Origin of the sequence: Parapedobacter luteus (assembly GCF_900168055.1) — a bacterium.
GTDB classification, from domain to species: domain Bacteria; phylum Bacteroidota; class Bacteroidia; order Sphingobacteriales; family Sphingobacteriaceae; genus Parapedobacter; species Parapedobacter luteus.
Map to the genome: position 1 here is coordinate 105,474 of NZ_FUYS01000003.1, position 13,486 is coordinate 118,959.

Annotated in this window: 7 protein-coding genes; 2 read left to right on the forward strand and 5 right to left on the reverse strand. The window is 51.4% G+C overall.

Features of this window, described 5'->3' with window-relative positions; translation table 11 throughout:
* Positions 1-151: 151 nt before the first annotated feature.
* Positions 152-991 carry an alpha/beta hydrolase gene (locus tag B5X72_RS06960; RefSeq protein WP_079716516.1) on the forward strand — a complete coding sequence of 280 codons (840 nt, stop codon included), beginning with the start codon at positions 152-154 and terminating at the stop codon, positions 989-991.
* 27 nt (positions 992-1,018) lie between these two features.
* Here B5X72_RS06960 and B5X72_RS06965 read toward each other — a convergent pair whose 3' ends face one another.
* The 3 genes from B5X72_RS06965 to B5X72_RS06975 all read right to left on the reverse strand — a co-directional run bounded on the left by B5X72_RS06965 (position 1,019) and on the right by B5X72_RS06975 (position 6,841).
* Positions 1,019-3,394 (reverse strand): glycoside hydrolase family 127 protein, encoded by a 2,376-nt coding sequence (locus tag B5X72_RS06965; protein ID WP_079716515.1) that lies wholly within the window; start codon positions 3,392-3,394, stop codon positions 1,019-1,021.
* A 5-nt stretch (positions 3,395-3,399) separates the two neighbouring features.
* Positions 3,400-5,154, reverse strand: coding sequence for a glycoside hydrolase family 43 protein (locus tag B5X72_RS06970; protein ID WP_079716131.1), 1,755 nt, complete (start codon positions 5,152-5,154; stop codon positions 3,400-3,402).
* A gap of 115 nt (positions 5,155-5,269) precedes the next feature.
* The gene (locus B5X72_RS06975; protein WP_079716132.1) at positions 5,270-6,841 is read right to left on the reverse strand and encodes a glycoside hydrolase family 43 protein; all 1,572 of its coding nucleotides are present in this window, start codon (positions 6,839-6,841) and stop codon (positions 5,270-5,272) included.
* Between the two features lie 100 nt (positions 6,842-6,941).
* On the opposite strand from B5X72_RS06975, the gene B5X72_RS06980 reads away from it, so the two are divergent.
* A complete protein-coding gene (locus tag B5X72_RS06980) occupies positions 6,942-8,069 on the forward strand; it encodes an endo-1,4-beta-xylanase (RefSeq protein ID WP_217698105.1) in 1,128 nt (375 codons plus the stop codon).
* 307 nt (positions 8,070-8,376) lie between these two features.
* Here the strand turns inward: B5X72_RS06980 and B5X72_RS06985 are convergent, their stop codons facing one another.
* Positions 8,377-10,311, reverse strand: a complete 1,935-nt coding sequence (locus B5X72_RS06985) for a RagB/SusD family nutrient uptake outer membrane protein (RefSeq protein WP_079716134.1) — start codon at positions 10,309-10,311, stop codon at positions 8,377-8,379.
* Positions 10,312-10,322: 11 nt separating this feature from the next.
* Entirely contained in the window at positions 10,323-13,424 is a 3,102-nt protein-coding gene (locus B5X72_RS06990) for a SusC/RagA family TonB-linked outer membrane protein (RefSeq protein ID WP_079716135.1), read from the reverse strand.
* Positions 13,425-13,486: the final 62 nt, after the last annotated feature.

Here is a 13,486-nt window from a genome sequence, read left to right on the forward strand (position 1 = left end):
GCAATATAAATCAAATCTAAAAATCATTGATTGTCGGCAATCGGGTTGTACGATTCAAGATTAGTATGTAGGTTTGTAATTGTCTGTTGCCAAACAACCAGTCAGGCTGTCTGCGATTAAATGTATAAACCACAATAAATATCATCAAACCATGGAAAAGAAAATTGCCTTCTTGCTGTACGTTTCCCTTGGGCTAAGCCAAGCGCAGTCCCAAGAAATCCTACCCACTATCCCGGACTACTTTGACATTGTCACAGCGGACATTATGAAAGGGAAGGTCGACACGATTCACTATCCATCCAAAACGGTCGGAAACGACCGGACAGCGTTGGTTTACACCCCTCCGGGATTTACCAAGGATGCCAAATATTCCGTACTGTATCTCTTGCACGGCATAGGAGGGGATGAGTTTGAATGGTTAACCAACGGCCAACCTCATGTCATTCTGGACAATCTCTACGCCGGGGAAAAACTGGCTCCGATGCTGGTTGTCCTTCCCAACGGCAGGGCCATGAAAAATGACCGCGCCGAGGGTAATATCTTCGACCGGGAAAAGGTGGCAGCATTCGCAGCATTCGAAAAGGATCTGCTTACGGACCTCATCCCGTACATCGAAGCCAACTACCCGGTTTACATGGACCGCGAACACCGCGCAATCGCGGGGCTATCTATGGGCGGTGGACAATCGCTAAACATTGGGTTGGGTAACCTCGATAAGTTCGCTTGGGTAGGCGGCTTTTCTTCCGCCCCGAACACCAAACCGCCGGTCGAATTGATTCCCGATCCAAAAGCTGCCGGCAAAGCGCTAAGCCTGCTTTGGGTGTCGTGCGGCGGCCAGGACAATCTCATCCGGATCAGCCAGCAGTTGCACGAATACCTCGACACAAACGGGATACCCCACGTCTATCATGTGGAAGCGGGCGGCAAACATGACTTTGCCGTGTGGAAAAAGGATTTATTTCGGTTTAGCCAGCTTTTATTTAAGCCTTAGCTTTACGGCTCGGTATCTAAGCGGCCATCACTTACTTTCCATCAAACGTATATGGAACACGCGCCCGGTCTCTCGGCCTGCTGCCGACTGAAACCGCACCGTGATGTATGCTTTATTCTTAACCAGCGTATTCGGGATGGGATATACGACATCCCTGAATCGTTGTTCGTCCCGCTCACCGGTTATGTCTTCCACGCCCAACCGTTGGCCATCGATCAGTATATCAACGGTTCGGCCTTCGGGTTCAGCCCCCCAATATCTCACCATCAATACCAGGCCCTGCCTACCTTTCGTTTCCAGCTCATATTGGAAATACCCCCCGTCGCGTGCACTCCGCCACGAAGCGTCGCGATGCCTGCCCGTATGGGATTGGTGTGTCTTCATCGCATGGTCTACCTCAGGCTGCTGTTCTCCCGGCGTAACCGCATCGATGGTTCGTCGGTCAAGTGCCAAACGCCGCTCTTCTTCCGCTTTCTTCTCGGCCACGATTTCGGCGTAGCGCTCAGGTGTTACGGCCAGCCAATACATCATATAACGACTGTCGTGGATACGGTAAAACGGCTCCAGGACCAAACTGCTGTCGTTTTCGCGTTGCAAAAACTTCGGTACGGTATAGCTCATCGGCTTACCCACCATCGGTTGCATCGCCCTAAGTGCTTTCAGCAAAGTTTCGCGGTCGGCAATCAAGGCTGGGGCTTCAAACAATGAGACCAACGGACCGTGGGCGACGTGTGCCCAACGGTGATCGTCGGCGATCAACCCGTCAAGTCGGTGGTCGCCCACCCGCGCTCCCAACAAGATGGGGCCCCGCATAATGGCCACGTAATCCGGCACATCCGGCAATTCCTCAACGGCCATCTCCATGGGCATAGCCATCTCAATCACGTCCCCATCGTGCCACTCTCGGGTTATGGCAACGTAAGATGCAGGAGAAGCACCCGATGCATAGTTTCGTCCTCCCACATTGACCTGCATTTTCCCGGCGCCGACCCATCGCGGATACCGCACTAATACAGTAAGGTGCATAGGTTTATCTACCCTTACTGTCATCCTACTGGTTTCTTCATCCGGAAACCGCGTATCCTGGATAAGCCGCAGCCCCTGTTCTTCCCAGTTCAGTTCAGATGCGATAAAGAGATTGACCAGCAACGAATCACCCGTATAACCATATATCATTTCCCCGTATTTACCGTGGTTTTCCATCCCCGTACCCACGCAGCACCACATAGCGCTGTTCGGAGCCGAATAAACACGGTAATGCGCCGGACGTGCAGGTGTAAAATACACATAGCCCCCATGCACGGGATGTTGTGTTGATAAGATGTGGTTATACAGCGCCCGCTCGTAGAAATCCATGTATTCCGCCTCGTGATCCATCCGGAATAGTCCGGCGGTAAGCCTCAGCATATTGTTCGTGTTGCACGATTCGGGACCTTCGCGTTCATATACGTAGCTGATGGCATCATCTTTCGAAGGAAAATGCTCGCGGCGGCTATTGCCCCCCAAGGCCAGCGAGCGATTATAGGCCACTGTCTGCCAGAAGAACTTCGCTGCTTCGCCATACGCTGGTTCCCCACCGAGCTCAGCTACCCGTTGGTAACCGACGGCTTTGGGCACTTGCGTATTTGCGTGTTTGTTATCCAAGTCGTCTATGCCCGCGGCCATGCTATCCAAGATTTCGCGGTGCGAAAACCGTTTGGCGGCTTCAAGGTATCTCCTGTCCCCGGTAATGCCGTACGCATCGGCATACACCTCATTCATGCCGCCGAACTCATTGGCTAGCATCGCTTCCATTTGCTGGTCATCAAGGTGATCGATGAGCTCCACCCCCCAGTCGCATAACTCCAGAAACATCGCTTTGGCCGTCTCATTGCCAGCGTAGATCCACGCATCCCGTAGACCCGCATAGGTCTTGTGCAGGTTATACCAGGGCACCCAGAATTGCCAGACGATCGCGGTATTGCCGCTGCGGATTTCGGCCCACGCCTCCTTTCCGTTGGGTACACCGCCCACATAACCATCGCCGTTATGCTCTTGGCACTTGGACAGCTCCGATATCATGTACTCCATGCGTTGTTTACACGCTGTGTCGCCTGTCGCAGCATAGTGGATTGCCAGCGCAGACAGGTAATGGCCGCCCACGTGACCGTCCAAACCAAGCCAGTTCGGGAAGCTCTCACCTTTCGGGGTCAATCCCGCTTCCTTGAAGTAAGGAGCAAGCAGCCGGTCGACATCATACGCAAGTAGTACCCGGGTATTCAGCTCGCAAGCCTGTTTAAAAGGGCCGTCCAGCAGCTTGACACGCTCCAAGGGAAAAGTTCTCCGATAGAAACTGTCTTGGCCGAACGCCGGACGGCACAAGCAAATCAACAATAATAACAGGTATATAAGGCTCCTCTTCAACACGTTCACTTATTGGGCAGAATGTCATTTACCGAAGTCGCGTACAATCCGATCAGCGCACCGGTAAATCCGCCCGCCACATTCGTCGATAAAATATCTCCCGAAACGGTGCCGCCCAGGTTTCTGAAGCCGCCTCCGCCCTCGGCGTAGTTGAACCGATAATCATTGCCTTCAGCGGTTACCTGCAGCCGTATCGGTTTGTCCAAATCTACCACTTCGCTGGCCAGTACGGCAGCGTTACCATCTTCGGTACGCTGCAGCACAATGTAGTGGTCGTCTCCCATTTTCGTCACACCGAACACGTAGTGGTAAGTCTCTTTCTGTAAACATACCAGTCCGGCCAGATCTTTTTCGGACGCGGGCGCATAATCCAACGTGGTCGTTGCGGTAAAGGCGTTGTGCTGTTGGCGGTAAAATAATGTCGAAGTCGGTTTGATTTCGTCGATACTTGTAGCAAACGGCGTGATGCGCAAGCCCTCTTTGGTCAAACGGATAAACCGCTCGCGAGGCCCCCTTAAACCAAACCACCGGAGGTCCAGCACATCACCCTTAAAGTCCTCTTCGAAGATGAAGTTACCGTTAGGGAAGTAACCATGCTCGCCGGTCTTGTTTTTTACACCTGCGGGCATTTTCAGCTTAGGTGACAACGGTTGCATGCCTTCCTTGAAAACCGGAAATTCCCCGGTCCAGTCGACGGGCAGTATAAACGTCTCCCGCCCCGTATTCACTCTGCCCTTTTCATTCGGCCGGATACCCAGAAACACCCCGTAGTACCGTCCGTCCGGTCCTTCCACCAAATCGGCATGTCCCGCCCAGTCTACCTTGTACGGCCTGTCTTTCGGCAGGTGGCGTTGCGATAATATCGGGTTTTCGGCCGCCGGGACGTACGGTCCCCGCGGTTGGTCGCTGGAGAAAATGACTTCGCTGTGGTTGTCGCCCGTACCGCCCTCCGCACACATGAGGTAGTAGCGGCCGTTCTTCTTGTAAATATGCGGTGCCTCGATCCAGATGGGCTTTTTGCTGATATCCACTCCACCATCTACGATGATTTTATCCGTACCCGGCACAACCTGATCTTTTTCCAAATCGTAATCCCAGATCTTGATGACCCGATGCCCCTGGTACTGCTCCTTTCCCTTGTCCGGCGCATCATTGTGTACCACGTAAGCTTTGCCGTCATCGTCGAAGAAAAGCGATGGGTCTATCCCATCGAAGGCGAGTTTAATGGGATCGCTCCATCCCTGATGGGGGTTCTTCGTTTTCACCACGATGTTACCGAATCCACCGGCAAATTGGGTGGTTATCATATAAAAGGTCTCGTTGACAGGATTGTATCGGATAGCGGGTGCATAGACGCCCATGCTCATACCTGCGGAGTCGACCTTAAGCTGTGAAGTCCTATCCAGCACATGGCCGATTTGCGTCCAGTTAACCAGATCGGTGGAATGGAAGATTGGTACACCGGGAAAAAAGGCAAACGACGAACACACGAGGTAGTAATCACCTCCTTTACGGGTGATGCTGGGGTCAGGATAGGTACCCTGGAGTATCGGCGAGTAAAACTCATCGGGTTCTAGCGGATGTTCTTTGTATACCTGATCGTCTCCGCGATAGTTAAAATTCTTGAAGACTACTACTTTACTCGCATCCTTTTGTTGCGCGAAAGAAGTCTCATACCGTAATAACGTCGCCGAAAACACTATCAACGACCCTAAAAATACCCATACGTTTTTCATGTATTCATCAACCAATTTAGTCATTAAATTTATCAAATACCCATTAGCGTAGACCCAAAGCGATGAATCGCGGGACGCAAAACTAACGAGGAAATGTCGTCGCTTACTTAAGGCTATGTTTCGTAAACACTCGAATATGTTACATTCCGTCTGAAAATCGCACGTAATCGACATCCACGAATCCGCCGGTTGCTTTTGTGGCATAGTTGAACACACCGTAGCGATATCCCATAAAATGAGGTAACGTATATTCCATCTTAATAGGCGACCCGATAGCAATCCATTGTTTCCCGTCTAAACTATAATAGAAATAGCCGGTATCCACTCGGTCTTTGAAATCACCTACGGCCTTGAAGTATACCATCGGCTGGCGCAGCGGGACACGCATCTTTTCTACAGGCCGTTCCGATTCTCCACTGACCATGACAATCGACTTGACGCCATTTTCCGATACCACTCCAACCCAGCCATATTTACGCTGAAGCAGCGCCAACCCAGCCGCGTCGCCATCTTTCATATGGGAGATATCAATGGCAGTTTCCGCGGAAGATTTCGGTCCAAATGTACGCTGTGTTAAGGTATTCCTTGCCTGTAAAATGGTAGTATCCAGCCGTCCGGTGGTTAGCCGAAGGTAACCCGGGCGCTCCGTCACCGACCACAGGTCATTATCCGGATTATGATTCCATTGCCATGCTAACGGCAGGGGTGGTTCACCCACTGTCCGCTCAAACTCGTCCGAAGCCACAATACCGGGCATTAGCCCTTTCGAGGCAGGGAGATCCAGTGTCTCAGGCACTTTCCCATCCACACCCAAAACAGGCCACCCATCTTCCCATCGCACCGGGACGAGGTATGGGATGCGCCCAACTGCACCGTAGTCGCGGAATAAATAAGCATACCACGCCCCTTCCGGCGTACTGATCAAGCCACCTTGGGCAACGCCCTTATCCTGTAAAACCACCCGCCCCTCCCAAGGACCGGTCAATTGTTCTGCCCGGTGAATGATCACAGTACGCATCCCACCTTGGGGCCAACTGATATTGAACAGGTAATATTTCCCCTCCACCTTGAAAAGCTGCGACCCTTCTGCAGGCAGCATGACATTCGGGCCGGACGGCGCGGTTGCATTTTCGATGATGACACGCTCACTGGTACCCCGCTTCAGTCCCGAAAGGTCATCGTTCAATTCCAGCAAACGGATTTCTCCGCCCCCGTAGACCATATACACCCGGCCATCGTCATCGAAAAACAAGGAATTGTCATGGTAGCTTGGCGCGAATGACGATCGTTTCCATTGCCTTGCTGCGATATCCGTGGTCGAGAAAATATAGGTTTTTCCAGTAGTCTGCGAGAATGTAGACACATAATACGTACCATCATGGTATCGTAGGCTACTTGCCCACGAACCTCTACCATAGGCATTTTTTCCATTCGCCAGCTTTAGATCGTCAATATTGGCTAACGTATCATAAGCGTATCCAATGATTTTCCAGTTGACTAAGTCACCTGATTTCATTATCGGTACGCCTGGACTCAAATGCATGGTCGTGCTACTCATATAATAGCAATTGCCTACACGAATCATCGACACATCGGGAACATCAGCATACATGATTGGGTTGCGTGCCACCTCCTGTGCCGCAAGCCGTAAGGGTAAAAATCCGCACCAAATCAGCAAAAAACATAAGGAACATTTGTTTAAATTGGTCATTATTGATTAATATAAAAGCACAAATTTTATTGGTGTTAAAAATACAATTAATAAATAGTATTTTTACATCAGTAACGCAATCGGTTGAATAATGAAAAAAATGAAGACAGTCCATCTCCGTTTTATCCTATGTTTAGGAAGCCTCGTATTTAACACTTACGCCGCACGTTGTCAAGCCGTACAGACCGACAGGATTCCATCACTTAAAACCATATTCCAAGATGACTTTTTAATAGGCACCTGCCTGAACACGAGCCAAATAGCAGGCAAAGACAGTGCCGAGTCCAACTTGATCGAGCAGCAGTTCAGCGCCATTACGCCGGAGAATATCATGAAGGCTCACATCCTTCATCCTGCTTGGAATCGATTTGATTTTGAACTCGCTGACAAGCTGGTGGCCTATGCAGCCAAGCATCGCTTGAAAGTGAATGGACACACCTTGATATGGCATAGCCAATTGCCGGACTACATACGTCAGATAAATGACGTCGACTCTGTTCGGCAGTATTTCGTAAACCATATCGAAACGGTCGCCAGCCGCTACGACGGCCTGATCGAATCATGGGATGTCGTCAACGAAGCACTGAATGAAGATGGTACCCTGCGGAATTCTATTTTTCTTGAAAAGCTCGGTAAAAATTACATCATTGAAGCGTTCCGGCTTGCTCAAAAGGCGGCACCAAACACTAAATTATATTATAACGACTATAATATCGAACAGCCCCAAAAACGTGCAGGGGCTATTTCACTAATCAAATCGATACAAGCTGCCGGTGTACGGATCGACGGTGTCGGGATACAGGGGCATTGGCGGGCCGGTGATGTTCCAATGGAAGATATCGAAGAGAGCATACAGGAGTTCAGCGCATTGGGTATCGAAGTGATGTTTACGGAGCTCGATTTAAGCGTATTACCCAATCCGTGGGATAGCAATATAGCCGATATTGGTCGGAAGGCGGCATACCGTGCCGAAATGGATCCCTATTCGGGCGGCCTGCCCGATTCCATCCAACACGTGCAAGCCCTTGCGTATGAATCCCTTTTCCGGCTGTTTATCAAATACCGGGATAGCATCAGCCGAATCACCTTTTGGGGTGTTAGCGATGGTCAGTCCTGGTTGAATAACTGGCCTGTTCGTGGACGGACCAATTACCCGTTATTATTCGACAGACAGTTTAAACCCAAGGCTGCGTTTTACCGCGTAATTGCGGCAGGGTCAGTAAACTAAAAGAGGCTATCCGCATTACACGCCCGCACCAACGTTATTATCGCCCGTACCATGGGATAAGTAATCGTTCCGGGTCCTCATCCAGAAAGGTCTATATCGGCTTACCCTGGCCGACAGGCAAGCTATTAGCACTATCCGGTGGCAAAACCCATCTCCGCAATATCAAGGCTACCGAACTGCGGTATGATGGCGATGAAAAGATCGTGACGATTCACCCGTATAGTGATAGCCAATAGCCGCACCTAACAAAACGAAAGCCGCTCCAACAAAGGAGCGGCCCGCTTTCAACCTTGACGGTATTAACTGACTAATTATATCCTGGATTTTGATAAGTTTCTCGATCGCCTTCCATGGCATCGAGCTGAGATCGCGGTATCGGACGCAGGTAATGGTAGGGTTGGATGCTGCGTGTCACCGTTATCGGCGTATGGTCGCCGATATTGGGGCCACAGATCTCATACACGCCAGCCAGCTCCTCCCATTTCTGTGTACGCACCAGATCATACCACCGATAGCCTTCGCCGTAATACTCGCGCGAACGTTCGGCAAGAATGTAATTGATATCGATCGTTGCCGGCGTCCCAGCCACCATGGCGGCGCTGTTGTCTGCCACCTTTTCCGTATTCCCGTTGTTGTCCCAGCGCCATTTTCCGGCCCTTGCACGGATAACGTTGATGAGATCCCGTGCGTTACGAGCGCCCGACGCACCCTTGACGGCCGCTTCAGCCGCAATAAAATAGAGCTCCGAGAATTTAGCGATATTGAATGGGCGAGTGCTCGCTGCGTTCGGTTCTCCCAGCCCATTGCCGTTGTCCGTGCGGTAGGGTCCGAGCTTCCATAGCCCCGGATAAACCCGCCGGCTGATTCCCCGAGGTGATATCACAAAATCACTCCGTCCGGGCAATATCCCTGCGCCTACATTACTATTATACATTGAATTGGAATAGTCAATGGCTTGGTCCGGCTCTTCATCCAAAAAGGTCAGGATGGCATCTCCGGGGCTGACTGGTGCGTAATTCACGTTGTAAACCGGGCCACTGACGCCGGCTTTATTCCAATTCCCACGGTAAACGGTGGTAAATGTACCATCGTAGCGCGAATCGTTTGTCTTGTCGGCAAACGTGTTGGTTATCGCTCCGATGGTGGGGCTCATCCGTACCCAAGGCCGCCCCAACGCCTGAACAGCCTCCCGCTGGACTGAACTCACAGCCGTCCACGCCGAATTCGACGAACTGCTCCGGATTTCGGTATAATTCCAGGTCATCATCCAACCGGCGAAATTCTCTGTCCCTTCGCCGTTGCTATACGTCAAGCTGCTCCCATTATAAAACTCACTGGTCTCCGTATGGTCGGCATACAGGAGCAATTCATTGTTGCGATCATTCGGCCCCAAATTGACATCGTAGAATGTCTCCTGTAAACCGAAGGGACCGGGGTTGTCAATGGCTTCCGTCGCGATATCATAGGCTTGCTGGAAATACCATTGGGCGTCATGTCCATCCGGATCGGTCCGATCCGTTTCCGGATAGGTGGGGATGTTGTTTGGGTTTTCCAGCCACCAGGCATACGTCAAATACGCTTTTGCCAAGTAAAGCCGGGCAAGTGTTTTGGTTGCACCACCTGTTACACGACCTGCATCCGGCAAATCGTTTACGGCAATGCGCAGATCCGGGAATATTGCCCGGGTGTACACCTCGGGTACCGTATTGCGCGCCGAAGTTCTGGAAGGATTGGTATTGAATGCCAGCTCACCCGCCCCCAGATCCAGCGGTACCCCGCCAAAAGTCTGCACGAGCATGAAATAGTCAAACGCCCGGAAAAATCGTGCCTCGGCAATCAGGGCATCCGAGACCGTCTCCATCTGGGCGGCATGCTCAATGATGCCGCTTGCCGTATTGATGTTGCTGTAAACCACATTCCACAGCACATCGGCCCGGCTATTGTTGGAATTGAGTTCTGCGCGCCCACTCAAGTCCATGGCCAGAAAATTGTCGTCTGCTTGCTGGCCGTACGTCACTTCATCCGTACCGGTGAGCGTAGCGTTGTAATAATAGGCATTTCCGTAGATATAACGTAAATGCGCATACATCGAGGTGATACCGCCCTGGATACCCTTTTCCGTTGTGAAGAACCCAGGCTCATAGATACTACGTGGCTGTTCATCCAGGATTTTGGAACATGCCGACAGGAACAGCACGATTGCCGCCGTTCCGATATAGTTGATATTACGTGTATATTTCATGGCTATTTCGTTTAAAAAGCTAGGTTAACACCAAACAGGAAGCTGCGTGTTGCGGGCGCATTCGTACCGATGGTCAGCAGGCGGCTTTGGTAAGTCGTGGTTACCGCGGCGTTTTCATCGCCAAACGAGTTGGTTTCGGGATCCATGCCCGTCTCCCGGTGAAACGGCGATAACAGGACAAACGGATTTTGCACCATTACGTAACACCGCAATTGGTCGATGCCTACCCTGTCCATCCAGTTGTGCTGACCGAAATTATAACCCAGTGACAGCGTCCGTATCTTCAGGTGCGACGCATCAAAATACCCTAGGGTGCTTCCGTACCGCGGGTTGTCACCGCTGATGGCACCACCCGGCGCGGGATAACGGGCACCGGTGTTTTCCGGTGTCCAATAATCCACCTGTACATTATTTCGGCGTCCGCTCATCAGGTTGAGGTAACCGGATGACGAATGCAAGGTACTGATGAGCTTACCACCGCTTTGGAACATACCTACGGCACTTAAGTCGACATTCTTATACGCGATACGGGTGTTAAAACCACCTTGAAAATTCGGCTGCATGCTGATGATCTGCCGGTCATCGGGCCCGATTGCCCGCACGGGAGTCCCATCTGCATTATAATCGCCGGTGTACCTCACCTTAATCATGCCCACGTTGCCGCCTGGTTCGAGGATATCCAGGTATGGATCTCCTTCCTGCCAAAGCCCGATGTACTCATGGTCAAAGACGACGTCAATGGGGTGGCCCACAAACCACCAGTTGTTTTCATCCCGATCCTGTCCCGACGACAAGGCCACCAGCTTATTTCGGTTGCCATAGATGTTTATGCCGGCCTCCCACGTCCAGCCATTACGGTCTTCCAGTATGACGCCATTAAGTGAAAGCTCAAGGCCTTTGTTCTGTGTTTGCCCAACGTTGGCCGTATAGCTGCCCACCCCTGCGGTACTCGGCAGGTTCACATTCATCAGCAGGTCTTTCGTTTGGGTGGAGTAATACTCCAACGTGCCGGACAGGCGGCTATTCCAGAACGCGAAGTCCACTCCATAATTCCAGGTCTCTGAATATTCCCAACCCAACCCCGCATTTGGCAGTTGAGAAACGTAATACCCAACAGCATAGTTGTCATTACCAAAATTGTACGGCCTCGTATTCAAACGTCCCAGTGTGGCATAAGGAGCAATCGCCTGATTGGAGGTCTGCCCATAACCCACACGGAGTTTCAACATATCGACAAACGAAACATCACGCATAAATGCTTCCCTGCCGATATTCCAACCGGCAGAGATCGCCGGATAGGTATGCCATTTGTGGCTGGTTGCCAGCCTCGAGGACCCGTCCGACCGCAAGGTAGCCGACAGCATATAACGGTCGTCATAGGAATACATCACACGGCCCATCCACGACATCAGCCCCCATAACTCATATTGCTGGCCGGCGGGGTCAATCGTAATTTCGCCAAGCGCCTGCCCGAGGTTATAAAACTGGAACGCATCGGCGGGGATATCCCGCGCAGCCATTGCCGAGCGGTTGAATTTATTCTGCTCGGCAGAATAAAGGCCGGTTATGTTAATATGGTGTTTTCCCGCGAACGTCCGATCATAACTCAGCAGGTTTTCGACGACCCAGTGATAGGTGTGCGAGTTGCTGATGGAAGCGGTTGATGGTGTCGTGGGGTTGTTACTATTTATCCCCTCTCCGGTATAAGCCCCACCATTGCTCTGGCGATAGTCGAGGCCGAGGTTAATGCGGTACTTCAGCCCCTCAACCCAAGGGACGCTCACTTCGCCGTATAGCGAGTTGTACGTGGCATAAGCCCGCGTCTCATTCAACCACTGGTCTTGCACACTCTCGATGATCTCTCTGGAAACTGTCCACGGATCGTCCAGGGGCATGCGTATGGTCCGTTTCCATGTACCGTCTTCGTTGTACGGATTGGCAATGGGCGACATGCTTAAAACACTGTACAGTCCCACTTGAGAGCCTGCCGTAACGTTGTAATTATTATTGGTCGTAAATCCAATCCGGAAATAATCACCCAGCTGCTGATCGACCGTACCGCGCAATGAGATACGGCTGTATTTTTGCGTGGGTACCACGCCTTCATCCTGGAAATAGCCTCCACCGAAGTTATAGTTGCCCCGTTCAGTCCCTGCTGAGACGCCTACATCCTGACTGATTACGTTCCCTGTTCGGTAAAACAGGTCCTGCCAATCGGTGTCTACGTCATCGGATTCATCCAAGCCATTCTGGTATTGGCCAGCTGCCGTCCGAAGCGCCACAAATTCCGGCCCATTCATCATGGGATATTTGGAAAAAACATTCTTTAAGCCCTGAAAGCTGTTGTAAGACACCCGTGCCGGTTGTCCGCTCTGTCCTTTGTTGGTCGTCACCAGGATAACCCCGTTGGCGCCGCGTGATCCATAAATGGCGGTAGCAGAGGCATCCTTTAGGATATCTATACTTTTAATATCATTCGGGTTGATGTCTCCGATTGATCCCGGAAAGGGAATACCATCAAGGACGACCAACGGATCGTTGCTCGCATTCAAAGAGCGCGTGCCGCGGATGCGGATTTGCGTGGTTGCACCCGGTTGGGAAGAGGTTTGCGACAATTGCACTCCTGGCAAACGGCCCTGCAACGCCTGCGAAATATTGGCTGATGGCACATCGCGCATCTGATCACCGCCAATGGTCGCAACGGAACCCGTAACCGCTTCTTTCCGTTGGGTACCGTATCCAACCACGACCACTTCGTCCAGCGCACTGGCTTCCGCCACCATCGTGACGGTCAGTTGCTGGTCGGCACCCCCCACCTTGATTTCTTGCGCAGTGTATCCAACATAGCTGAATATCAATGTACTGTTTGCCGGAACACGGATGGTGAAACGGCCTCCGTCGTCCGTGGATGTGCTGGCCGTGCCAGCACTCGACCGTATGGAAACACCGCTTAGCACTTCGCCCGTTTCATCAACGACAACTCCGGATATTCCCACGCCGTCGTCCTGTGCGATAACATATGCCGAACAAAAAAATAATAGCAACGATACACAAGCGGCCCTTATCGAATATTTTCGCTGCCGCCGCAATCCCGATTTGTATACGCTTATCATACTGTAGGATTTTATTGGTTTAATAATTTAGTTAATTGCGCTTTATAGAAGTCCATACAACC

Bases quoted from the DNA above. Each gene is read 5' to 3' on its own strand.
- B5X72_RS06960 (WP_079716516.1), top strand. From the start codon at position 152: ATGGAAAAGAAAATTGCCTTCTTGCTGTACGTTTCCCTTGGGCTAAGC.
- B5X72_RS06970 (WP_079716131.1), bottom strand. From the start codon at position 5,154: ATGACTAAATTGGTTGATGAATACATGAAAAACGTATGGGTATTTTTA.
- B5X72_RS06975 (WP_079716132.1), bottom strand. From the start codon at position 6,841: ATGACCAATTTAAACAAATGTTCCTTATGTTTTTTGCTGATTTGGTGC.
- B5X72_RS06980 (WP_217698105.1), top strand. From the start codon at position 6,942: ATGAAGACAGTCCATCTCCGTTTTATCCTATGTTTAGGAAGCCTCGTA.
- B5X72_RS06985 (WP_079716134.1), bottom strand. From the start codon at position 10,311: ATGAAATATACACGTAATATCAACTATATCGGAACGGCGGCAATCGTG.
- B5X72_RS06990 (WP_079716135.1), bottom strand. From the start codon at position 13,424: ATGATAAGCGTATACAAATCGGGATTGCGGCGGCAGCGAAAATATTCG.